Below are 22,697 nucleotides of genomic sequence, written 5' to 3'. Positions count from 1 at the left end.
TGTATACGTTGTAGACACCCTAGGTGCTGCCAGGATTTCCGTCAACCGGCGGGCGTGCACCGATCGACGAAAACCTTAGCAGGACGAACGCCGGGCAGGCGCGAGCATGTGTTGCCAACGTTGTCTTGTCGTCAATGCTTGAACATCACATGCCGCACCACCGTGTAGTCCTCCAGCCCATACATGGACATGTCCTTGCCATAGCCAGAACGTTTCTGACCGCCATGGGGCATTTCACTGACGAGCATGAAGTGGGTGTTGACCCAGGTGCAGCCGTATTGCAGGCGTGCCGACAGGCGATGGGCGCGGCCGATGTCGGCGGTCCAGACCGATGAAGCCAGGCCGTAGTCCGAGTCGTTGGCCCAGGCCAGCACTTGCGCTTCGTCGAGGAACGGGGTGACGGACACCACCGGCCCGAAGACTTCCCTCCGGACGATTTCATCATCCTGTTGGGCGTCGGCCAGCACCGTCGGCTCGAAAAAGAACCCGTTGCCGTCCACGGCCTTGCCACCGGTGACCAGGCGGATATGCGGCTGGGCGATGGCCCGCTCGACGAAAGCGGCCACGCGGTCGCGGTGCTGGGCGGTGATCAGCGGGCCCATCTCGGTGTCGGATGCGGTTTGCAGGCCGTACTTGATGCTGCCCACTGCGGCGCCGAGTTTCTCGACGAATTGTTCGTAGATGCCTTGCTGGGCATAGATGCGGCAGGCGGCGGTGCAGTCCTGGCCGGCGTTGTAGAAACCGAAGGTGCGGATGCCTTCCACGGCCGCGTCGATGTCGGCATCGTCGAAGATGATCACCGGGGCTTTGCCGCCCAGTTCCATGTGCATGCGCTTGACGCTGTCGGACGTGCTGGAAATGATGTTCGAGCCGGTGGCGATGGAGCCGGTCAGCGACACCATGCGCACTTTCGGGTGGGTGACCAGCGGGTTGCCGACTGTCTGCCCACGGCCGAAGATCACGTTGAGCACGCCGGCCGGGAAAATCTCCGACGCCAGTTCCGCCAGGCGCAGCGCCGTCAGCGGGGTTTGCTCCGACGGCTTGAGCACCACGGTATTGCCGGCGGCCAGGGCCGGAGCGATTTTCCAGGCGACCATCATCAGCGGGTAATTCCACGGCGCGATGGAGGCGATGACGCCCACCGGGTCGCGACGGATCATCGAAGTGTGCCCCGGCAGGTACTCGCCGCCCGCCGAACCGCTCATGCAGCGGCTGGCACCGGCGAAGAAGCGGAACACGTCGGCAATCGCCGGGATCTCGTCGTTCAGTGCGGCGCCAAGGGGTTTGCCGCAGTTGTCCGACTCCAGCTTCGCCAGTTCCTCGCCGTGGGCTTCGATGGCGTCGGCCAGTTTGAGCAGCAACAGGGACCGGTCCTTGGGCGCAACCTGCGACCAGCTGTCGAAGGCGTTGTCGGCCGCGCGGACGGCGGCATCGACCTGGGCTTCGCTGGCCTCGTTGATTTCCACCAGCACTCGCCCCAGCGAGGGGTTAAACACGGCCTGGCCGGGGCCTTCGCCGTCTACCAGATGCCCGTTGATCAGCAGTTTGGTTTGCATGTCCAAGTCCTCTTTTGAATGTTTTCCCAAGTCCCCTGTGGGAGCGGTTCCCCAGTGAGCGATTACTGTTGATTACTTCCCGCCGCTACCGGCCACGCTCTCACCTCCACGGGTCAGGTAATACGCGCCCAATATCGGCAACATCGTGACCATCATCACCAGCATCGCCACCACGTTGGTCACCGGCACGTCACGCGGGCGGCTGAGCTGGTTGAGCAGCCACAGCGGCAGGGTGCGTTCGTGGCCTGCGGTGAAGGTGGTGACGATGATTTCGTCGAACGACAGCGCGAAGGCCAGCATCCCACCGGCCAGCAGTGCCGACCCCAGGTTAGGCAGGATGATGTAGCGAAAGGTCTGCCAGCCGTCGGCGCCCAGGTCCATCGAGGCCTCGATCAGGCTGTGGGAGGTGCGGCGCAGGCGGGCGATCACGTTGTTGTAGACGATCACCACGCAGAAGGTGGCGTGGCCGACGACGATGGTGAACATCCCCGGTTCGATGCCCAGGGTCTTGAAGGTCGCCAGCAGGGCAATGCCGGTGATGATCCCCGGCAAGGCAATCGGCAGGATCAGCATCAGCGAAATGCCCTGTTTGCCGAAAAACTCGCGACGGTACAGCGCCGCCGAAGCCAGGGTGCCGAGCACCATGGCGATCAGCGTGGCGATGGCCGCGACCTGCAACGACAGCTTGATCGCCTCCAGCACATCCGGGCGCGAGAAGGCGACGCTGAACCACTTCAGGGTCAGGCCCTTGGGTGGGAAACTGAAGGCCGCGTCCTCGGTGTTGAAGGCGTAGAGGAAGATGATCAGGATCGGGAAATGCAGGAACACCAGCCCGCCCCACGCCGCGATCCGCAAGCCCCACGAGGCTCGGTCTTGAGAGTCAGAGCGCATCGAAAGCTCCCAGTCGCTTGACGATGGATAGATAGACTGCGATCAGCACGATAGGCACCAGCGTGAACGCCGCGGCCATGGGCATGTTGCCGATGGCGCCTTGCTGGGCGTAGACCATGCTGCCGACGAAATAACCCGGCGGGCCCACCAACTGGGGCACGATGAAATCCCCCAGGGTCAGCGAGAAGGTGAAGATCGAGCCGGCGGCAATGCCCGGGATCGACAGCGGCAGGATCACCTGCGTGAACGTCTGGCGTGGCCTGGCGCCCAGGTCCGCCGAGGCTTGCAGCAGCGAGGGCGGCAGGCGCTCCAGGGACGCCTGGATCGGCAGGATCATGAACGGCAGCCAGATGTAGACGAACACCAGGAAACGCCCCAGGTGCGAGGTGGACAAGGTGCTGCCACCCACGCCCGGGATTCCCAGTACGAACTGCAATACCGGCCCCAGGCCCAGGTGCTGGACGAACCACTGCGCCACGCCGCCCTTGGCCAGCAGCAGCGTCCAGGCATAGGCCTTGACGATATAGCTGGCCCACATCGGCAGCATCACCGCGATGTAGAAAAACGCCTTGGTCTTGCCGCGGGTGTAGCGCGCCATGTAGTAGGCGATCGGGAACGCGACGATGGCGCTGGCGATGGACACGGCAATCGCCATGCTCAGGGTGCGCAAAATGATGTCGAAGTTCGAGGGTTGGAACAGCGCCGCGAAGTTCGCCAGGGTCAGGTCCGGCGTGATCGCCATGGTGAAGTCATCGAAGGTGTAAAAACCTTGCCACAGCAACGTCAGCAGCGAGCCGAGGTAGATCGCGCCGAACCAGAGCAGCGGCGGCACCAGCAACATCGACAGGTACAGGTTGGGCCGTCGGTACAGCAGGTTGGCAAAGCGCCGCAGCGGCGAACCGGGCGCAGGCGCTTGGGTGATGGCCAGGGTGTTCATCTCACACCTCGCCACTGACGGTGTCGTGCAGCGCCACCATCGCCTCACGGGCCCAGCGAACGCTGAGGTGCTGGCCGGTCTGGTGTTGAGCCGCGTTGTCGAGCCACTGGGTGTTGGCCTGGCTGAGGTTCAGGGTCTGGCCGTTGGCAAGTTTCAATTCGTAGCGTGTGGCGCTGCCCTGGTACTGGATGTCGTGCAGCAGGCCGTGGACCTCGATTTCATCGCTGGCCAACGGGCCCTCGGCGAAACGCACGTGTTCCGGGCGGATCGAGAACGGCTGTGGATAACCGCTCAGTTCCCGGGCCAGCTCGCCACGAATCACGTTGGAGGTGCCGACGAATTCGGCGACGAAGGTGGTCGCCGGTTTCATGTACAGGTTGCGTGGGGTGTCAACCTGTTCGATGCGCCCCTTGTTGAACACCGCCACGCGGTCGGACATCGACAGCGCTTCGGTCTGGTCGTGGGTGACGAAAATGAAGGTGATGCCCAGCTGGCGTTGCAGCTTCTTCAATTCGCCCTGCATCTGCTCGCGCAGCTTCAGGTCCAGGGCGCCCAAGGGTTCATCGAGCAACAACACCCGCGGACGGTTGACCAGCGCCCGGGCCAGGGCCACGCGTTGGCGCTGGCCGCCGGAGAGCTGCACCGGCTTGCGTTCGCCGTAGCCACCCAAGGCGACCATTTCCAACGCTTCGTTGGCGCGCTGGATGCGCTCGGCCTTGGCGACGCCTTTGACTTTCAAGCCGTAGGCCACGTTGTCGCGCACGTTCATGTGGGGGAAGAGGGCGTAATCCTGGAAAACGGTGTTGACGTCCCGCTGGTACGGCGCGAGCCCGGTGGCTTCTTCGCCGTGGATACGAATCGAACCGGCACTGGGTTGCTCGAACCCGGCGATCAGCCGCAGGCAGGTGGTCTTGCCCGAGCCGGACGGGCCCAGCATGGAAAAGAACTCGCCGTCCTGGATATCAATGGAGACCCGGTCAACGGCTTTCACATCGCCGAACTGACGGGATACCTGGGTGAACTGGACTGCAAGCGTCATGGCTCGGGGCTCCAAAAGCGGGGCTTATGTTCTGAGTTATCGGGCATGGACCTGTGGCGAGGGGATTTATCCCCGCTGGGCTGCGAAGCAGCCCCAAAGCAGTCGACTCAGTCTGCCCGATAGTCAGAGGCGTCAGTTTTGGGGGCGCTTCGCGCCCCAACGGGGATAATTCCCCTCGCCACAAGAGCAGATGTTCATCTGCTATTTTCATGCGACTGAAGGGACTTAGCGCCCACCCATTATCGCAATGTAGTCCTGGGTCCAGCGGCTGTACGGCACGAACTTGCCGCCCTCGGCCTGTGGGGTTTTCCAGAAGGCGATCTTGTCGAACTGATCGAAGCCGTTGGTCTTGCAGCCTTCGGCGCCCAGCAGTTCGCTGCCCTTGCACGCTGCCGGCACCGCAGGCAAGGAGCCGAACCACGCGGCCACGTCACCCTGGACTTTCGGTTGCAGCGACCAGTCCATCCACTTGTACGCGCAGTTGGGATGCTTGGCCTCGGCGTGGAGCATCGTCGTATCGGCCCAGCCGGTGGCGCCTTCTTTCGGAATGGTCGAGGCGATCGGTTGCTTCTCGTTCATCAGGCCGTTGACCTGATACGGCCAGGCACCGGACGCCACCACGCCTTCGTTCTTGAAGTCGCTCATCTGCACAGTGGTGTCGTGCCAGTAGCGGTGGATCAACGGCTGCTGAGCCCTCAGCAATTCCAGCACGGCCTTGTATTGCGCTTCGTCGAGTTGGTACGGGTCCTTGATGCCCAGTTCAGGCTTGGCGGTCTTGAGGTACAGCGCCGCGTCGGCGATGTAGATCGGGCCATCGTAGGCTTGCACGCGCCCCTTGTTCGGCTTGCCGTCGGGCAGGTTCTGGGCATTGAACAGCACGCTCCAACTGGTGGGCGCCTGCTTGAACACGTCGGTGTTGTACATCAGCACGTTCGGCCCCCATTGATACGGGGTGCCGTAGGTCTGCTGGTTGACCACGTACCACGGCGCATCCTTCAGGCGCGGGTCGAGATTCTTCCAGTTGGCGATCAGCGCGGTGTTGATCGGCTGCACGCGCTTGCCGACAATCAGCCGCAACGAGGCGTCGCCGGAAGCGGTGACCAGGTCATAGCCGCCCTTGGTCATCAGGCTGACCATTTCGTCGGACGTGGCGGCGGTTTTCACATTGACCTTGCAGCCGGTTTCCTTCTCGAAACCGCTGACCCAGTCGTAGGCCTTGTCGCTTTCGCCGCGTTCGATGTAACCCGGCCAGGCAACGATATCCAGCTGGCCTTCGCCGGCACCGATGGCCTTGAGCGGTTCGGCGGCCTGGAGGCTGACGCTGGTCAGCAGCGCCGTAGTGAATGCACTGAGCAATACGGTCTTGTGCGCGTACATGGAAATCCCTCTTGCTTTAATTATGGTCGGGGCAGTTTTCGAACCGGGTGAAACGCCATGGCTGGCCTGTTATTAGAGTAGTGCTATTGGCTACAGATGCTGGCCGTGGCGGGCCATGATGTGGCGCACCACGCTGTAGTCCTGGAGCGAATCGCTGGACAGGTCTTTCCCATACCCCGAACGTTTCAGGCCGCCGTGGGGCATTTCGCTGACCAGCATGAAATGGCTGTTGATCCAGGTGCAGCCGTATTGAAGCCGCGCCGCCACCTGCATGGCCTTGTCCAGGTTCTGCGTCCACACCGAGGAGGCCAGGCCGTATTCGGAGTCGTTGGCCCAGTCCACCGCCTGGCTGAGTTCGTCGAAACGGGTCACGGTGACGACCGGGCCGAACACCTCACGCTGGACGATTTCATCGCTTTGCCTGCAGCCGGCCAGCAGCGTGGGTTGGTAATAGAAACCGGCGCCGGAATGCACCGCCGCGCCAGTGATGCGCTCGATGTGCGGCTGGCCGAGGGCGCGCTCGACAAAACTGGCCACGCGGTCGCGCTGACGGGTACTGATCAGCGGGCCGATCTCATTGTCGGCGTCGCGCTTGCCGGCAAAGCGCAGGCTGCTGACCGCCGCGCCGAGCTCGGCCACCAGGCGGTCGTGAATCCCGTCCTGGGCGTAGATCCGGCAGGCTGCGGTGCAATCCTGCCCGGCGTTGTAATAGCCGTAGGTGCGCACGCCTTCGACCACGGCCTGGATATCGGCGTCGTCGCACACGATCACCGGCGCCTTGCCGCCCAGTTCCAGGTGCGTGCGCTTGAGGGTTTTCGCCGCTGCCTGGAGGATCTTCTGCCCGGTGACGATGTCGCCGGTCAGCGAGACCATGCGCACTTTCGGGTGGCTGACCAGATGGCTGCCCACACCTTCGCCGCCCCCGCAAATGATATTGATGACGCCTGGCGGCAGGATCCTGGTCAGTGCCGGCGCCAGGGCCAGGATCGACAGCGGCGTGTGTTCCGAGGGCTTGAACACCAGCGTATTGCCGGCGGCCAGGGCCGGGGCGATTTTCCAGGCGGCCATCATGATCGGGTAATTCCACGGCGCAATGGACGCCACCACGCCGATCGGATCGCGGCGCACCATGCTGGTGTAGCCGGGCAGGTATTCGCCACTGAGCTGGCCGGTCTGGCAGCGCACGGCGCCGGCGAAGAAACGGAACACGTCCACCGTGGCGCTCAGGTCGTCCTGGCGCGCCAGGTGCAGCGGCTTGCCGCAGTTCAGGGATTCGAGGCGGGCCAGCTCATCGGCGTTCTTTTCGATGGCGCTGGCGATGTCCAGCAACAGGTTCGAGCGTTGTTGCGGCGTGGTGCGCGACCAGCCGTCGAAGGCGCGATGGGCGGCGAGGATCGCGGCTTCCACCTGTTCGGTGCTGGCCTCGGCGATGTGAGCCATCACCTCACCGGTGGCCGGGTTGAGGATCGGCTCGACAAGGCCTTCACCGGCAACGAGCTCTCCGTCGATCAGCAACGCGGTGCACAACGGGGTTTGTGTGCCAGCCATGTCCGATTTCTCTTTTTATCGGTTGAAACACAGAACCTGTGGGAGCGAGCTTGCTCGCGATGGCGGTCTATCCGTCGACAATTGTTTTGCTGACACTCCGCCATCGCGAGCAAGCTCGCTCCCACAAGGGATCGTGGTAATGCAGCAAGACTAGTGCCCAGCCTCTAGGCCGACAAATTCGAAATACTCAAGGCTGCATTCGATTAAATAGATGGCTTGCGCCCGCCATGAGGTTGTTCCCGGGCGACGGCCAGGAACGGGTCGACCGACGCCGGTCGCGCCGTGCCCCGGCGCCAGGCCAGGCCTACGTCGAGGGTCTGGTTGAGGTCGGCGATCGGTCGGGCTTCGATGATGTCGCCTTCCAGCGACCAAGGGCGGTAGGTCATGTCCGGCTGGATCGACACGCCCAATCCCGCCGCCACCAGGCTGCGCACCGCTTCGGTCGAGGCGGTGCGCAGGGTGACCCTCGGTTGCAGGCCGGCGCCGTGCCACAGGCGCTGAGCGTTGCGGTCCATTTCATCGACATTCAGCTGGATCAGCGGTTCGCGGGCCACGTCGGCCAGGTTGATGCTGTCGTGTTCCAGCAGTGGGTGCTGTGCAGGCAACCACAAGCGGTGTGGCGAATGGGTCAGGACTTCGGTCTGCAAGGCATGACGGTCTTCCAGGTTGGACAGGATCAGCACCCCGACATCGATTTCGCCGCTGACCAGCAAATGCTCGATGTACGGCCGTTCGTCCTCCATCACGCGGATCTCCACGTTGGGGTAGGCACGCTGGAAACGGGTGAGCAGGTCCGCCAGGTAATAGCCGGCGACTAGGCTGGTGACGCCAATGGTGACTTGGCCGGCCACCTGATCGGTGCTTTGTTGCAGGCTGCGCTTGGCGTTGTCGACAGTGGCCAGGATCAAATGGGCCTGGCGCAGGAATTGATGGCCCTGGTGGGTCAGGGTCATGCCCTTGGCGTGGCGGCTGAACAGGCTGACGCCGATGTCCTGCTCCAGTTGCTGGATCGCCAGGGTCAGGGTGGACTGGGAAATGAACGCCGTCTGCGCAGCCGCGGAGATGGAGCCGGTTTCGGCCACGGCGATGAAATGGCGGATCTGACGCAGGGTCATCATGGGCATATACCCGGTGGGCGATTTTATCGATGTGCTGGAGTGTATATCGTTTTTTCAGAAGGGTAGGTGAGTGCGTCTTCAATGAGCCAGGCAACATCTGGAAGCAATCTCGCCTGCGGCGCCAGGGCACTTTCGATCTAGGCTGGGGGCCTTACGTTGACCCGACAATGTGGAGGCAACACATGAACACCCGTGGATTGCTCGATCAGCTTCTCAAGTCCGGCCAGGAAATGTTGCAGAACAAGGCTGGTGGCTCACAGGGCAAGTCGTCCGGCGGCCTGGGCGGCTTGCTCGGCGGCTCCGGCAACCTGGGCGGGATGCTTTCCGGCGCGGGCGGCGGGGCCCTGGCCGCCGGGGCCATGGGCCTGTTGCTGGGCAACAAGAAAGCCCGCAGCTTCGGTGGCAAGGCCCTGGCCTACGGTGGCCTGGCTGCCTTGGGCGTGATCGCCTACAAAGCCTATGGCAACTGGCAGGCCCAACAGGGCACCGCGCCGAAAACCGAACCGCAGACCCTCGACCGCGTGCCTCCGGCGCAGGTTGAACAGCATAGCCAGGCGATCCTCAAGGCCCTGGTGGCGGCGGCCAAGGCCGACGGTCATGTGGACGAGCGGGAGCGGCAGTTGATCGAAGGTGAATTCACCAAGCTCGACAACGACCAGGAGCTGCAACACTGGCTGCACGCCGAGCTCAACAAGCCCCTGGACCCCACCGACGTCGCCCGCGCCGCCAGCACCCCGGAAATAGCCGCGGAAATGTACATCGCCAGTGTGATGCTGGTGGACGAGGAAAACTTCATGGAGAAGTCCTACCTCGACGAACTGGCGCGTCAACTCAAGCTGGAGCCGGGGTTGAAGGTGGAACTGGAAAAACAGGTGCGCCAGGCGACCGCCTAGAACAACCCCAACGCGATTCCCTGTGGGAGCGAGCCTGCTCGCGATGGCGCCCGGTCAGTCACAGCGTTTTTGACTGGTACACCGCTATCGCGAGCAAGCTCGCTCCCACAGTGGTTCTGGGGTATTTGGCAGCCCTGTGTCCCAACGCTATTCCCTGTGGGAGCGAGCCTGCTCGCGATGGCGCCCGGTCAGTCACAGCGTTTTTGACTGGTACACCGCTATCGCGAGCAAGCTCGCTCCCACAGTGGTTTTGGGGTGTTTGGCAGCCCTGTGTCCCAACGCTATTCCCTGTGGGAGCGAGCTTGCTCGCGATGGCGCCCGGTCAGTCACAGCGTTTTTGACTGATGCGCCGCTATCGCGAGCAAGCTCGCTCCCACAGGGATGCACTCCATCGCGAACCTCGGCCTGGTCAAAATCCTCCCTCGTGGCCATACAGACGCCACGCCGCCCTCGGCTATACTCCCCAGCATTTCAAAGGCCCGAGGTTTTACTGTGAAGAATTGGACATTGCGCCAACGCATCCTGGCGAGTTTTGCGGTGATCATCGCCATTATGCTGCTGATGGTGGTTGTCTCTTATTCACGGTTGTTGAAGATCCAGGACAGTGAAGAAAGGGTCCGGGCCGATGCGGTGCCGGGGGTGTATTACAGCTCCATGATCCGGGGTGGCTGGGTCGACAGCTATGTCCTGACCCAACAGATCGTCGGCCTTTCGGGCAACCGGGAAATCACCGCCGAGGACAAGGCCCGCTACCAGGGTTTCGAGCAGCACCTGCGCGAAGAGATACAGAACTACCAGAAGTTGATCCAGAACCCGGCCGACCAAGCCTCGTTCGACGAGTTCGAGGCCTTCCACCTGGCGTTCAATCAGGCGGTGGCAAAGGTCCTGGACTTGTACCAGCGCAAGGATTACGAGGGGGCGCGGCTGGCGCTGGAGAAAGACCTGACGCCCGCATGGATCGGTGGCCGCGGGCATTTGAATCAGATCATCGAGCGTAATCGCGAGCTGGCGCAAAGCGCCACCCAGACCATTGACGATGCGGTGACGGCGGCCAAGGTCGCCATGGGCCTGTCGTTCCTGGTCGCACTGATCATCGCCTTGCTCTGCGGCCTATTGCTGATGCGGGCGATCATGGCGCCGATGAACCGTATCGTCGAGATCCTCGCGATCATGCGCAGCGGCGACCTGAGCGGGCGCCTGAACCTGGCGCGCAAAGACGAATTCGGCGCCGTGGAAACGGGCTTCAACGACATGATGGCTGAACTGACCTCGCTGGTGTCCCAGGCCCAGCGCTCTTCCGTGCAGGTCACCACCTCGGTCACCGAAATCGCCGCCACCTCCCGCCAGCAACAGGCCACCGCCACCGAAACCGCCGCCACCACCACCGAGATCGGCGCGACGTCCCGGGAAATCGCCGCCACCTCCCGGGACCTGGTGCGCACCATGACCGAAGTCTCCACCGCCGCCGACCAGGCCTCGGTGGCCGCCGGCTCCGGCCAGCAAGGCCTGGCGCGCATGGAGGAAACCATGCATTCGGTGATGGGCGCCGCCGACCTGGTGAACGCCAAGCTGGCGATCCTCAACGAGAAAGCCGGCAACATCAACCAGGTGGTGGTGACCATCGTCAAAGTGGCCGACCAGACCAACCTGCTATCCCTCAACGCGGCCATCGAGGCCGAGAAGGCCGGTGAGTACGGACGCGGTTTCGCCGTGGTGGCCACGGAGGTGCGGCGCCTGGCCGACCAGACCGCCGTGGCGACCTATGACATCGAACAGATGGTGCGCGAGATCCAGTCCGCGGTGTCGGCCGGTGTGATGGGCATGGACAAGTTCTCCGAAGAAGTGCGCCGGGGCATGGCCGAAGTGCAGCAGATCGGCGAGCAACTGTCGCAGATCATCCATCAGGTCCAGGCCCTGGCCCCGCGGGTGTTGATGGTCAACGAAGGCATGCAGGCCCAGGCCACCGGCGCGGAGCAGATCAATCACGCCTTGGTGCAACTGGGCGATGCCAGCAGCCAGACCGTTGAGTCCCTGCGCCAGGCCAGTTCCGCCATCGACGAGCTGAGCCAGGTCGCCGTGGGGCTGCGCAGCGGCGTCTCGCGTTTCAAAGTCTGATGGGCGAAATCGATACCCGGCGTGGCGCCGCACCGACGGCCCACCAGTCGTTGTTCTTGGTGTTCAGCATCGGCAACGAACGGTACGCCCTGCAGGCCATCGATGTGGTGGAGGTGCTGCCGCGCTTGCCCCTCAAGCCGATTGCCCGGGCGCCGTCCTGGGTGGCGGGGGTGTTTGCCTGGCGCGGCACGATGGTGCCGGTGATCGACCTGTGCGCCCTGACGTTCGGCCAGAATGCCGAGGCCCGGACCAGTACGCGGCTGGTGCTGGTGCGTTATCGAAGCGATGGGCAACAAGCCGGGCAAGTGCTTGGGTTGATCCTGGAACAGGCGACCGACACCGTGCGTTGTGATCCGGCCGATTTCAAACCCTATGGCCTGGACAATCGGCAGGCGCCGTATCTCGGCCCCGTACGCGAGGATGTTCACGGATTGCTGCAATGGGTGCGGGTCAACGACCTGCTCGACGAATCCGTTCGGGCGCTGCTGTTTCCTGCGCCGCCGCTGGACCTCGACGACCTCGGGGCAACGCCATGAACGACGATCAGCGTTTTTTCGATTTTCTCAAGGAACGCATCGGCCTCGATGTGACCTCCGTCGGCACCGCGATCATCGAGCGGGCCGTGCGCCAACGGATCAGTGCCGTGCCCGGGCGAACCGCCGATGAGTACTGGCAGACCTTGCAGCATTCGGCCCCGGAGCAGCAGGCGCTGATCGAAGCGGTGATCGTCCCGGAGACCTGGTTTTTCCGCTATCCCGAATCCTTTGCGACCCTCGCCAGGCTGGCCGTCAAGCGCCTGGCCGAGATCAAGCACCTGCGTGCGCTGCGCATCCTAAGCTTGCCATGTTCCACGGGCGAAGAGCCTTATTCCATCGCCATGGCCCTATTCGACGCGGGCCTGGGGCCACATCAGTTCAAGGTCGACGGCCTGGACGTCAGCCCGCTGTCGGTGGCGCGGGCCAAGGACGCGCGCTACGGCAAAAACTCCTTCCGCGGCGCCGACCTGGGTTTTCGCGAACGGCATTTCGACGTCGCAGACGAGGGTTATTGCCTCAGCGAACGGGTGCGTGAACAGGTGCGCTTGCAGGTGGGCAACCTGCTGGATCCGGCTTTGCTGGTGAACGAGGCGCCTTACGATTTTGTGTTCTGTCGCAACTTGCTGATCTATTTCGACCAGCCGACCCAGCAGCAGGTGTTCGAGGTGCTCAAGCGCCTGACCCATCAGGACGGCGTGCTGTTTATCGGCCCCGCCGAGGGCAGCTTGCTGGGACGCCTGGGCATGCGCTCGATCGGGATAGCCCAATCGTTCGCCTTCAGTCGCCACGGGGCTGCGGAGCCTCAACCGTTGCCAGCGTTGATGCCGCCGCCGTTACCGGTTCGTCAGCCGCCACCCCGGGTCGTTGCGCCGGCGATTCGGCCGCGGCCGTTTGCCGCGAACGTCACGCCGATTGCCCCACCCAAGAGCAGCGACGCCGCGACCTTGCTGGCCAGTATCGCCGCCCTGGCCAACGGTGGCAAAAGCGCCGAGGCCCGTGGGGCGTGCGAAGAGTATTTGCGCAGCCATGCGCCGAACGCCCAGGTGTTCTATTGGCTGGGCCTGCTCAGCGACATGGCCGGCAGCGCGCTTGAAGCCCAGGGTTTTTATCGCAAGGCGCTTTATCTTGAACCGCAACACGCCGAGGCCCTGGTGCATCTGGCGGCGCTGCTGGCTTCCCAGGGAGACGCGGCCGGAGCCCGTCGATTGCAGGAACGCGCCGCCCGTAGCGGGCGCACGGTAGACAGTGAGCACAAACGATGAGCGGTTCGGCTTCTTACAACGTCACCCATGACGATGCCCAGGCAATCGATGATTGCTGGAACCGCATCGGGGTGCATGGCGATAAATCCTGTCCACTGTTGGTCGAGCATATCCACTGCCGCAATTGCTCGGTGTACTCGGCGGCCGCCACCCGGCTGCTCGACCGTTACACCTTGCCGCAGGATCAGCGGGACTTGTCCCTGGCCCCGGTGGACAACGAGGTGGTCACACGCTCGCTGCTGATGTTCCGCCTTGGCGAGGAATGGCTGGGCCTGACGACGCGCAGCCTGGTGGAAGTGGCACCGTTGCAGCCGATCCACTCGTTGCCCCACCAACGCTCACGGGCCTTGCTGGGCGTGGTGAATGTACGCGGGGCACTGGTGGCCTGCCTGTCGCTGGTGGAGCTGCTGGACCTGGAGCCCGGCGCGGCGGTGGCCGGTACACGGGTCATGCCGCGCATGTTGATTGTCGCGGCCAAGGGCGGGCCGGTGGTGGTGCCGGTGGATGAGGTGGACGGCATCCACGCCATCGATGAGCGCATCCTGGCGAGCGCTTCGCCATCGGCGGGCAAGTACACCCGTGGCGTGTTGCCCTACAAAGGCCGCAGCCTGCGCTGGCTGGATGAAGAACAGCTGCTGTCCGCCGTGGCCCGGAGCCTGTCATGACCCCTGACCAGATGCGCGACGCTTCGTTGTTGGAACTGTTCAGCCTGGAGGCCGAAGCCCAGGTCCAGGTGCTGAGCACCGGCTTGCTGGCCCTTGAGCGCGATCCGACCCAGGCCGATTACCTCGAGTCGTGCATGCGCGCGGCGCACTCCCTCAAGGGCGCGGCACGTATCGTCGGGGTGGACGCCGGCGTCAGCGTGGCCCACGTCATGGAAGATTGCCTGGTCGGTGCCCAGGAACGGCGCCTGATGCTGGGGGCCGAGCACATCGATGCCTTGCTGCAAGGCACTGACCTGCTGACGCGCATCGCCACGCCGGGCAACAACGTCGGCGCCCCGGACATCGACGCCTATGTGGCGTTGATGGGGCGTTTGCTCGATCCCAATGCCGCACCAATGCCGGCGCCGGTACCGGTACCGACAAGCATCGAGGTGCCCGTCGACCCCGTCAGTGCCGAGCCGCTCGTTCCGGAACCGTTCGTGGCACCGGAGCCGGCGCCGAAGAATAAACGGGTCACCGAAGGCGGCGAGCGGGTCTTGCGGGTCACGGCCGAACGCCTCAACAGCTTGCTCGACCTGTCGAGCAAGTCCTTGGTCGAGACCCAGCGCCTCAAGCCCTGGCTGGCGACGATGCAACGGCTCAAGCGCCAGCAAGGCACTGGCTTGCGCGCCCTTGAAGAGCTGAACATGCACCTCAAGGACCATGCCCTGAGCCTGCAGGCCCAGGAAGCCCTTGGCGATGCCCGCCGCTTGCTCGCCGAGACCCAGCAGTTGCTGGCGCAGAAAACCGCCGAGCTGGATGAGTTCGCCTGGCAGGCCAGCCAACGGGCGCAGGTACTGTACGACACGGCGCTGGCCTGTCGCATGCGGCCGTTCGCCGACGTGCTTACGGGCCAGGTGCGTATGGTCCGTGACCTGGGCCGCAGCCTGGGCAAACAAGTGCGCCTGGAGATCGAAGGCGAGAAAACCCAGGTCGACCGCGATGTCCTGGAAAAGCTCGAAGCGCCACTGACCCACTTGCTGCGCAACGCCGTGGACCATGGCATCGAAGCCCCGGAGCAACGAATACTGGCCGGCAAGCCCGCCGAAGGCCTGATCCGCCTGCGCGCCTCTCATCAGGCTGGCCTGCTGGTCTTGGAGTTGGTGGACGACGGCGCCGGGGTGGACCTGGAGCGGGTGCGCCGCAGTATCGTCGAGCGCGGTCTTTCCCCTGAGCAAACCGCCGCCAGCCTGAGCGAAGAGGAGCTGCTGACCTTCCTGTTCCTGCCCGGTTTCAGCCTGCGCGACAAAGTCACCGAAGTGTCCGGGCGCGGCGTCGGCCTGGACGCCGTCCAGCACATGGTCCGGCAGTTGCGCGGGGCGGTGGTGCTGGAGCAGACGGCGGGCGAGGGCAGTCGTTTCCATCTGGAGGTGCCACTGACGCTGTCGGTGGTGCGTAGCCTGGTGGTGGAAGTCGGCAATGAGGCGTACGCCTTCCCCCTGGCCCACATCGAACGCATGTGCGACCTGGCGCCGGAAGACATCGTCCAGGTCGAAGGGCGTCAGCATTTCTGGCACGAAGGCCGGCATATCGGCTTGGTCGCCGCCAGCCAGTTGCTCGATCGCCCGTCGACGCAGAACGGCGGCCAGACCCTCAAGGTCGTGGTGATCCGCGAGCGCGAGACGATCTACGGGGTGGCGGTGGAGCGGTTCATCGGCGAGCGAACCCTGGTCGTCCTGCCCCTGGACGAACGCCTGGGCAAGGTCCAGGACATTTCCGCCGGGGCCCTGCTCGATGACGGCTCGGTGGTGTTGATTATCGATGTCGAAGACCTGTTGCGCTCGGTGGAAAAATTGCTCGATACCGGGCGCCTGGAGCGCATCGCCCGGCAGAACCAGGCCCAGGCCCCGCGCAAGCGCATCCTGGTGGTAGACGATTCCCTGACCGTGCGCGAGTTGCAACGCAAGTTGCTGCTCAATCGCGGCTATGACGTGGCGGTGGCGGTGGATGGCATGGATGGCTGGAATGCATTGCGCTCAGAGGATTTCGACTTGCTGATCACCGATATCGACATGCCGCGCATGGACGGTATCGAGCTGGTGTCGCTGTTGCGGCGCGACAACCGCTTGCAGTCGCTGCCGGTGATGGTGGTGTCCTACAAGGATCGCGAAGAAGATCGTCGCCGTGGCCTCGACGCCGGCGCCGACTATTATTTGGCCAAGGCGAGTTTCCACGACGACGCCTTGCTCGACGCCGTGGTTGAACTGATCGGAGGAGCGCGCGCTTGAAGATCGCCATCGTCAATGACATGCCCCTGGCGGTCGAGGCCCTGCGCCGGGCCCTGGCGTTCGAGCCGGCGCATCAACTGGTCTGGGTGGCCGCCAACGGGGCCGAGGCGGTGCAGCGTTGCGCCGAGTTCACCCCGGACCTGATCCTGATGGATTTGCTCATGCCGATCATGGATGGGGTGGAGGCCACTCGGCGGATCATGGCCGACAGCCCCTGCGCGATCGTGATTGTCACCGGGGACAGCCAGCAGAACGTCCACCGGGTGTTCGAGGCCATGGGCCATGGCGCGCTGGATGTGGTCGATACCCCGGCCCTGGGGGTCGGTAATCCGGCGGACGCGGCTGCACCGCTGCTGCGCAAGATCGCCAACATCGGCTGGCTGATCGGTGAGCGCAACAAGCATGAGCGCCCCGCGCCAGCGGCGCAGCGAACGGCGGTGTCGCGCAAGAGCCTGGTGGCCATCGGGTCGTCGGCGGGCGGGCCGGCGGGCGGGCCGGCGGCGCTGGAAGTGCTGCTCAAGGCCTTGCCGCGGGACTTTGCCCCAGCGATCGTACTGGTCCAGCATGTGGACGAGGTGTTCGCCGCGGGCATGGCCGAGTGGCTGGGCAGTGTGTCGGGCCACACGGTGCGCCTGGCCCGGCACGGTGAGACGCCGCAAAGTGGCACGGTGCTGCTGGCCGGGACCAACCATCATCTGCGTTTGTTGAAGAACGGCACCCTGGCCTATACCGCCGAGCCGGTGAACGAAATCTACCGGCCCTCCATCGACGTGTTTTTTGAAAGTGTCGCCCAGTACTGGAGCGGTGACGCGGTGGGCGTATTGCTCACCGGCATGGGCCGCGATGGTGCGCAAGGGCTTAAACTCATGCGCCAGCAGGGCTATGTGACCATCGCTCAGGACCAGCGCAGCAGCGCGGTGTATGGCATGCCCAAAGCAGCGGCCGCTATCGATGCCGCCGTCCATATTCTTGCCCTGGACGCCATCGCGCCACGGCTGTTGGAGATTGTGACCCCATGAAGAACCCCGCGAGCCTTGCCCCGGGCCGTACCCAGGTAAGCCATCATGAATGATCTGCAGCTCGACGATTTCAAGCGCGATGAGAACGCCGCCATGGTCTTGCTCGTCGACGATCAGGCGATGATCGGCGAAGCGGTGCGGCGTGGGTTGTCGAATGAAGAAAACATCGACTTCCATTTCTGCTCCGACCCCCATCAGGCCATCGCCCACGCGATTCGCATCAAGCCGACGGTGATTCTCCAGGACCTGGTGATGCCCGGCCTGGATGGCCTGAGCCTGGTGCGCGAGTACCGTAACCATCCCTCCACCCGCGATATCCCGATCATTGTCCTGTCCACCAAGGAGGACCCGCTGGTCAAGAGCGCGGCGTTCGCCGCCGGGGCCAACGACTATCTGGTCAAGTTGCCGGACAACATCGAATTGGTGGCGCGCATCCGCTATCACTCGCGGTCCTACATGATGCTGTTGCAGCGTGACGCGGCCTATCGCGCGCTGCGGGTCAGCCAGCAGCAACTGCTCGACACCAACCTGGTGCTGCAACGGTTGATGAACTCCGACGGCCTGACCGGGTTGTCCAATCGCCGGCATTTCGATGAGTACCTGGAGCTGGAATGGCGCCGGGCGATGCGCGACCAGAGCCAACTGTCGCTGCTGATGATCGACGTGGACTACTTCAAGGCCTACAACGACAATTTCGGTCATCTGGAGGGCGACGAAGCCCTGCGCAAGGTCGCCACGGCGATCCGCGAGGCGTGCAGCCGTCCGTCCGACTTGCCGGCCCGCTACGGCGGCGAGGAGTTCGCCCTGGTGCTGCCGGGCACCTCGCCGGGCGGCGCCCGGTTGATGGCCGAAAAACTGCGCCAGAGCGTCGTCGCCCTGAAAATCCCCCACACCACGCCCGATGGCGGCGAGAACCTGACCGTCAGCATCGGTGTCTCGACGGTCACGCCGCAGCAAGGTGGCGATTGCCGGCAACTGATTTCGGCGGCGGACAAGGGGCTGTACCTGGCCAAGCACAATGGGCGCAATCGGGTGGGCTTCGAATAACCTTCGGTCGATGATGGACGCTTTTGTGGCGAGGGGATTTATCCCCGTTGGGCTGCGAAGCAGCCCCAAATTCAGCTGACACGATTTGCCTGAAGCACCGCAGGGTCCGATTCTGGGGCTGCTTCGCAGCCCAACGGGGATAAATCCCCTCGCCACAGGGGTGTGTACCAGGCTCGGTCTTGATTTCATTGCCCCTAAAGCCGCCAGGCGGGCTGCCGCTGGCGCTTGATTACGTTATACTCGCCGGCTTTCAAAAGTTCGCCTACGAGTGCTGCCCGCCATGGAAATCAACCCGATCCTTAACACCATCAAGGACCTGTCCGAGCGCTCCGAAACTATTCGGGGGTATCTTTGACTACGATCAAAAGCATGAGCGCCTGACCGAAGTCAATCGCGAGCTTGAAGATCCGAGTGTCTGGAACAACCCTTCGTACGCCCAGGAACTGGGCCGCGAGCGTTCTGCGCTGGCGCAGATCGTCGAGACCCTGGACGAGTTGTCCAGCGGCCTGGCCGATTGCCGCGACCTGCTGGACATGGCTGTCGAAGAGAACGATGAAGGCGCGGTCGGCGATGTCGTCGCCGAGCTGACACGCCTCGACGAGAACCTCGCCAAGCTGGAATTCCGTCGCATGTTCAGCGGCGAGATGGACATGAACAACGCCTACCTGGACATCCAGGCCGGTTCCGGCGGCACCGAGGCCCAGGACTGGGCCAACATCCTGTTGCGCATGTACCTGCGCTGGGCTGACAAGCGCGGTTTCGACGCCACCATCATGGAACTGTCGGCCGGCGAAGTCGCCGGGATCAAGGGCGCCACCGTGCACATCAAGGGCGAATACGCCTTTGGCTGGCTGCGGACCGAGATCGGCGTGCACCGCCTGGTGCGCAAGAGCCCGTTCGACTCCGGCAACCGTCGCCACACCTCGTTCTCGGCCGTGTTCGTTTCGCCGGAAATCGACGACAACATCGAGATCGAGATCAACCCGGCGGACCTGCGCATCGACACCTACCGTTCCTCCGGGGCCGGTGGCCAGCACGTCAACACCACCGACTCGGCGGTACGGATTACCCACGTACCGACCAACACCGTGGTCAGTTGCCAGAACGAGCGCTCCCAGCACGCCAACAAAGACACCGCGATGAAGATGCTGCGGGCCCGCTTGTACGAGCAGGAAGTGCAGAAACGCAACGCGGCGTCCCAGGCGCTGGAAGACACCAAGTCGGACATCGGCTGGGGTCACCAGATCCGTTCGTACGTGCTCGACGCCTCGCGGATCAAGGACCTGCGTACCGGCATCGAACGCAGCGATTGCGACAAGGTGCTCGACGGCGATATCGATGAATACCTGATCGCCAGCCTCAAGCAAGGGCTGTAACGCGACACCCATGCGGCGGTCGGGCACGCTTCCCTCAGGAAGCGCGGCTCGCCCGCGAACTCCGGCCCGGGCCGGGGGCAACGAACCTGTGATGGAATCCTTAAAGACATGAGCGACCTAGAACTCGACCCGCAAGCCCTGCAACAGGAAGAAAACTCCCTGATCGCCCTGCGCAAGGAAAAGCTTGCTGCCGAGCGCGCCAAGGGCCAGGCCTTCCCCAACGACTTCCGCCGCGACGCCTACTGCGACGTCTTGCAGAAGCAGTATGCGGACAAGACCAAGGAGGAGCTGGCCGAGGCGGCGATTCCAGTCAAGGTGGCCGGTCGTATCATGCTCAATCGTGGTTCGTTCATGGTGATCCAGGACATGACCGGGCGCATCCAGGTCTACGTCAACCGCAAGACCCTGCCGGAAGAAACCCTGGCGGCCGTCAAGACCTGGGACCTGGGCGACATCATTGCCGCCGAAGGCACCCTGGCCCGTTCCGGCAAGGGTGACCTGTACGTCGAGATGACCAGCGTGCGCCTGCTGACCAAGTCCCTGCGCCCGCTTCCGGACAAGCACCATGGCCTGACCGACACCGAGCAGCGCTATCGCCAGCGCTACGTCGACCTGATCGTCAACGAAGAAGTGCGCCAGACGTTCCGCGTGCGTTCGCAAGTCATCGCCCACATCCGCAGCTTCCTGATGAAGCGTGACTTCCTGGAAGTCGAGACGCCGATGCTGCAGACCATCCCTGGCGGTGCGGCGGCCAAGCCGTTCGAAACCCACCACAATGCCCTGGACATGGAAATGTTCCTGCGCATCGCGCCGGAGCTGTACCTCAAGCGGCTGGTGGTCGGTGGCTTCGAGAAAGTCTTCGAGATCAACCGCAACTTCCGTAACGAAGGCGTTTCGACCCGGCACAACCCCGAGTTCACCATGCTCGAGTTCTACCAGGCCTACGCCGACTACGAAGACAACATGGACCTGACCGAGGAACTGTTCCGCGAGCTGGCGCAGCTGGTCCTGGGCAGCACCGACGTGCCGTACGGCGACAAGGTGTTCCACTTCGGCGAGCCGTTCGTGCGGCTGTCGGTGTTCGACTCGATCCTCAAGTACAACCCTGAGATCACCGCCGCCGACCTGCAGGACATCGACAAGGCCCGCGCCATCGCCAAGAAGGCCGGCGCCAAGGTGCTCGGCTTCGAAGGCCTGGGCAAGCTGCAAGTGATGATTTTCGAAGAGCTGGTCGAGCACAAGCTGGAACAGCCGCACTTCATCACCCAGTACCCGTTCGAAGTGTCGCCGCTGGCCCGTCGCAACGACGAGAACCCAAGCGTGACCGACCGTTTCGAGCTGTTCATCGGTGGTCGTGAAATCGCCAACGCCTATTCCGAGCTCAACGATGCCGAAGACCAGGCCGAGCGTTTCATGGCCCAGGTGGCCGACAAGGACGCCGGCGACGACGAAGCCATGCACTACGATGCCGACTTCGTACGCGCCCTGGAGTACGGCATGCCGCCGACCGCCGGCGAAGGCGTCGGCATCGATCGCCTGGTGATGTTGTTGACCAACTCACCGTCGATCCGGGATGTGATTCTCTTCCCGCACATGCGGCCTCAAGCGTAAGTGCTTCAACTAAAAAGCCGCCTCGATGGGCGGCTTTTTATTGCCTGTCTGGTACAAACGTATCAATTGGTTAGTTTTTCAAAGAGCGAGGAAGACCTGTCGTGAATCGTGCAATGGCTTCAGAAGGTGCAGCGGGCGTCGCCACGGCTGTCGCTGAAAGTGTTCAGTACCAGGGCCGCAAGGCCAGCCGACAGGGCAGTGAGCAGCGTCGCCAGGAGATTCTCGATGCGGCCATGCGCATTGTCGTGCGCGATGGCGTGCGTGCGGTGCGTCACCGCGCGGTGGCCGCTGAAGCGGGCGTGCCGCTGTCGGCCACCACCTATTATTTCAAGGACATCGATGACCTGCTCACCGATACCTTCGCCCAGTATGTGGAGCGCAGTGCCGCGTTCATGGCCAAGCTGTGGACCAACAAGGAAGGTCTGCTACGGGAAATGGTCGCCTACGGGGACGGCAGCGCCGGATCCCGCTCGCAACTGGCGGACGATATGGCACGCCTGGCCGCCGACTACGTGCAGCACCAGTTGCACACCCGCCGCGAATACCTGATGGCCGAACAGGCCTTTCGCCAGGAAGCGCTGCTCAACCCGCGACTGGCTGAACTGGTGCGTTCCCATCAGCAGATCCTGCTGCAAGGTACCTGTCATATTTTCCAGGTATTGGGCTCGCGTGATCCGCAACAGGATGCCAAAGTGTTGACGGCGATTATCGGACGGATGGAATATCAGGGCTTGCTCAATGGTGCCGAGCCAGTCGCCGATGAAGATATGCTCGGCATCCTGACCCGCTACATGCACCTGGTACTGGCGTCGGTGTGACCCATTTGTGGGCCACCACAGCCTTTGTGGCGAGGGAGTTCAAATGAAAGCCTGGCGTGCCGTTGTACTGGCCGTGTCGTTGCTGCTGCTCAGTGGCTGCCTGGTGTCGTTCAAGGCACCGTTGCCTGACAGCGAAGCCGCGCCCGCGGGCCTGCTCGGCCACTGGACCAGCACCAATGCCTGGGGAGAACCGTTGAACCTGGAGTTGACGCAGGTCGGCAAGCACCGCTACCAGGCCATCAGCTACTTCAGGGCCAGGCCCCATGAGCGCGAAGCCATTCCCCTGACCGTCTCCCGGCACGGCAGCCGCTGGTACCTGTCGGCCAAGGTGCCGGCCCGCTATGGGGGACATTTCCTGATCGCCGGTTTCGAATTGACCGATAAACAGGAACTGGTGGTCTACAACCTGGATCTGGAACAGATCAACCAGGCTATCGACCAGAAGCTCCTCAGCGGCCAGCCGAACCAGAGCGAGGAGGGCGAAGGCGTGTTGGTGGACAGCGACATGAACAAGGTTTTCAGCTACCTCGACGACCCGGCCAATTCCGATGTGTTCTCGGAAGCCGTGCGTTACCAAAGACCGGCCAAATCCCAATAATTGCTACAAGCGGACGTTTTTTCA

19 protein-coding genes are annotated in these 22,697 nt (G+C 63.4%); 12 read left to right on the top strand and 7 right to left on the bottom strand.

The genetic code is table 11. The features are described from left to right. Positions 1-131 precede the first annotated feature (131 nt). The 7 genes from BLQ55_RS11155 to BLQ55_RS11125 form a co-directional block, all read right to left on the bottom strand. Positions 132-1,556, bottom strand: coding sequence for a gamma-aminobutyraldehyde dehydrogenase (locus tag BLQ55_RS11155; protein WP_092253840.1), 1,425 nt, complete (start codon positions 1,554-1,556; stop codon positions 132-134). 72 nt (positions 1,557-1,628) lie between these two features. Further along, positions 1,629-2,447, bottom strand: a complete 819-nt coding sequence (locus BLQ55_RS11150; protein WP_092202287.1) for an ABC transporter permease — start codon at positions 2,445-2,447, stop codon at positions 1,629-1,631. After that, the gene (locus BLQ55_RS11145; protein ID WP_092253838.1) at positions 2,437-3,384 is read right to left on the bottom strand and encodes an ABC transporter permease; all 948 of its coding nucleotides are present in this window, start codon (positions 3,382-3,384) and stop codon (positions 2,437-2,439) included. Before BLQ55_RS11145 ends, BLQ55_RS11150 begins: the two co-directional genes overlap by 11 nt. Position 3,385: 1 nt before the next feature. Continuing rightward, complete coding sequence (locus tag BLQ55_RS11140; protein ID WP_092202285.1) at positions 3,386-4,423, bottom strand: ABC transporter ATP-binding protein; 1,038 nt, start codon at positions 4,421-4,423, stop codon at positions 3,386-3,388. 225 nt (positions 4,424-4,648) lie between these two features. After that, positions 4,649-5,800 carry a putative ABC transporter substrate-binding protein YdcS gene (ydcS, locus tag BLQ55_RS11135; protein ID WP_092253836.1) on the bottom strand — a complete coding sequence of 384 codons (1,152 nt, stop codon included), beginning with the start codon at positions 5,798-5,800 and terminating at the stop codon, positions 4,649-4,651. Between the two features lie 90 nt (positions 5,801-5,890). Next, positions 5,891-7,348, bottom strand: a complete 1,458-nt coding sequence (locus BLQ55_RS11130) for a gamma-aminobutyraldehyde dehydrogenase (RefSeq protein WP_092253834.1) — start codon at positions 7,346-7,348, stop codon at positions 5,891-5,893. Positions 7,349-7,551: 203 nt separating this feature from the next. Then, positions 7,552-8,466 carry a LysR family transcriptional regulator gene (locus BLQ55_RS11125; protein ID WP_092253832.1) on the bottom strand — a complete coding sequence of 305 codons (915 nt, stop codon included), beginning with the start codon at positions 8,464-8,466 and terminating at the stop codon, positions 7,552-7,554. 182 nt (positions 8,467-8,648) lie between these two features. On the opposite strand from BLQ55_RS11125, the gene BLQ55_RS11120 reads away from it, so the two are divergent. The 12 genes from BLQ55_RS11120 to BLQ55_RS11065 all read left to right on the top strand — a co-directional run bounded on the left by BLQ55_RS11120 (position 8,649) and on the right by BLQ55_RS11065 (position 22,673). Next, entirely contained in the window at positions 8,649-9,359 is a 711-nt protein-coding gene (locus tag BLQ55_RS11120) for a tellurite resistance TerB family protein (RefSeq protein ID WP_060739037.1), read from the top strand. Between the two features lie 492 nt (positions 9,360-9,851). After that, positions 9,852-11,474 carry a methyl-accepting chemotaxis protein gene (locus tag BLQ55_RS11115; RefSeq protein ID WP_092253830.1) on the top strand — a complete coding sequence of 541 codons (1,623 nt, stop codon included), beginning with the start codon at positions 9,852-9,854 and terminating at the stop codon, positions 11,472-11,474. Then, positions 11,474-12,010 (top strand): chemotaxis protein CheW, encoded by a 537-nt coding sequence (locus tag BLQ55_RS11110; protein ID WP_092253828.1) that lies wholly within the window; start codon positions 11,474-11,476, stop codon positions 12,008-12,010. Before BLQ55_RS11115 ends, BLQ55_RS11110 begins: the two co-directional genes overlap by 1 nt. Then, positions 12,007-13,272 carry a CheR family methyltransferase gene (locus BLQ55_RS11105; RefSeq protein WP_092253826.1) on the top strand — a complete coding sequence of 422 codons (1,266 nt, stop codon included), beginning with the start codon at positions 12,007-12,009 and terminating at the stop codon, positions 13,270-13,272. Before BLQ55_RS11110 ends, BLQ55_RS11105 begins: the two co-directional genes overlap by 4 nt. Next, entirely contained in the window at positions 13,269-13,937 is a 669-nt protein-coding gene (locus tag BLQ55_RS11100) for a chemotaxis protein CheW (RefSeq protein ID WP_092253825.1), read from the top strand. The genes BLQ55_RS11105 and BLQ55_RS11100 overlap by 4 nt, the downstream gene beginning before the upstream one ends. Then, positions 13,934-16,204, top strand: a complete 2,271-nt coding sequence (locus BLQ55_RS11095; protein WP_092253823.1) for a hybrid sensor histidine kinase/response regulator — start codon at positions 13,934-13,936, stop codon at positions 16,202-16,204. The genes BLQ55_RS11100 and BLQ55_RS11095 overlap by 4 nt, the downstream gene beginning before the upstream one ends. Then, the gene (locus BLQ55_RS11090) at positions 16,201-17,223 is read left to right on the top strand and encodes a chemotaxis response regulator protein-glutamate methylesterase (RefSeq protein WP_092253821.1); all 1,023 of its coding nucleotides are present in this window, start codon (positions 16,201-16,203) and stop codon (positions 17,221-17,223) included. Before BLQ55_RS11095 ends, BLQ55_RS11090 begins: the two co-directional genes overlap by 4 nt. Before the next feature lie 45 nt (positions 17,224-17,268). Beyond that, a complete protein-coding gene (locus BLQ55_RS11085) occupies positions 17,269-18,270 on the top strand; it encodes a diguanylate cyclase domain-containing protein (RefSeq protein ID WP_092253820.1) in 1,002 nt (333 codons plus the stop codon). Positions 18,271-18,550: 280 nt separating this feature from the next. Beyond that, a protein-coding gene (gene prfB / locus BLQ55_RS11080) for a peptide chain release factor 2 (RefSeq protein ID WP_139207972.1) occupies positions 18,551-19,646 on the top strand; the annotation gives its coding sequence in 2 pieces (ribosomal slippage) (positions 18,551-18,622 and positions 18,624-19,646; 1,095 coding nt in all). Between the two features lie 108 nt (positions 19,647-19,754). Further along, complete coding sequence (gene lysS / locus BLQ55_RS11075) at positions 19,755-21,257, top strand: lysine--tRNA ligase (RefSeq protein ID WP_092202263.1); 1,503 nt, start codon at positions 19,755-19,757, stop codon at positions 21,255-21,257. 101 nt (positions 21,258-21,358) lie between these two features. Further along, positions 21,359-22,075, top strand: coding sequence for a TetR/AcrR family transcriptional regulator (locus BLQ55_RS11070; RefSeq protein WP_092202261.1), 717 nt, complete (start codon positions 21,359-21,361; stop codon positions 22,073-22,075). A gap of 43 nt (positions 22,076-22,118) precedes the next feature. Then, positions 22,119-22,673, top strand: coding sequence for a hypothetical protein (locus BLQ55_RS11065; protein WP_092202259.1), 555 nt, complete (start codon positions 22,119-22,121; stop codon positions 22,671-22,673). Positions 22,674-22,697: the final 24 nt, after the last annotated feature.

This window comes from Pseudomonas sp. NFACC13-1, from assembly GCF_900104425.1.
Classification (GTDB): Bacteria; Pseudomonadota; Gammaproteobacteria; order Pseudomonadales; family Pseudomonadaceae; genus Aquipseudomonas; species Aquipseudomonas fluorescens_AA.
The sequence above is the reverse complement of the archived record's forward strand: the minus strand, read 5'-3'. Positions and strand labels throughout refer to the sequence as shown.

Bases quoted from the DNA above. Each gene is read 5' to 3' on its own strand.
- BLQ55_RS11120 (WP_060739037.1), top strand. From the start codon at position 8,649: ATGAACACCCGTGGATTGCTCGATCAGCTTCTCAAGTCCGGCCAGGAA.
- BLQ55_RS11130 (WP_092253834.1), bottom strand. From the start codon at position 7,348: ATGGCTGGCACACAAACCCCGTTGTGCACCGCGTTGCTGATCGACGGA.
- BLQ55_RS11095 (WP_092253823.1), top strand. From the start codon at position 13,934: ATGACCCCTGACCAGATGCGCGACGCTTCGTTGTTGGAACTGTTCAGC.
- BLQ55_RS11145 (WP_092253838.1), bottom strand. From the start codon at position 3,384: ATGAACACCCTGGCCATCACCCAAGCGCCTGCGCCCGGTTCGCCGCTG.
- BLQ55_RS11155 (WP_092253840.1), bottom strand. From the start codon at position 1,556: ATGCAAACCAAACTGCTGATCAACGGGCATCTGGTAGACGGCGAAGGC.
- BLQ55_RS11140 (WP_092202285.1), bottom strand. From the start codon at position 4,423: ATGACGCTTGCAGTCCAGTTCACCCAGGTATCCCGTCAGTTCGGCGAT.
- BLQ55_RS11100 (WP_092253825.1), top strand. From the start codon at position 13,269: ATGAGCGGTTCGGCTTCTTACAACGTCACCCATGACGATGCCCAGGCA.
- BLQ55_RS11065 (WP_092202259.1), top strand. From the start codon at position 22,119: ATGAAAGCCTGGCGTGCCGTTGTACTGGCCGTGTCGTTGCTGCTGCTC.
- lysS (WP_092202263.1), top strand. From the start codon at position 19,755: ATGAGCGACCTAGAACTCGACCCGCAAGCCCTGCAACAGGAAGAAAAC.
- BLQ55_RS11105 (WP_092253826.1), top strand. From the start codon at position 12,007: ATGAACGACGATCAGCGTTTTTTCGATTTTCTCAAGGAACGCATCGGC.
- BLQ55_RS11125 (WP_092253832.1), bottom strand. From the start codon at position 8,466: ATGATGACCCTGCGTCAGATCCGCCATTTCATCGCCGTGGCCGAAACC.
- BLQ55_RS11110 (WP_092253828.1), top strand. From the start codon at position 11,474: ATGGGCGAAATCGATACCCGGCGTGGCGCCGCACCGACGGCCCACCAG.
- BLQ55_RS11150 (WP_092202287.1), bottom strand. From the start codon at position 2,447: ATGCGCTCTGACTCTCAAGACCGAGCCTCGTGGGGCTTGCGGATCGCG.
- BLQ55_RS11085 (WP_092253820.1), top strand. From the start codon at position 17,269: ATGAATGATCTGCAGCTCGACGATTTCAAGCGCGATGAGAACGCCGCC.
- ydcS (WP_092253836.1), bottom strand. From the start codon at position 5,800: ATGTACGCGCACAAGACCGTATTGCTCAGTGCATTCACTACGGCGCTG.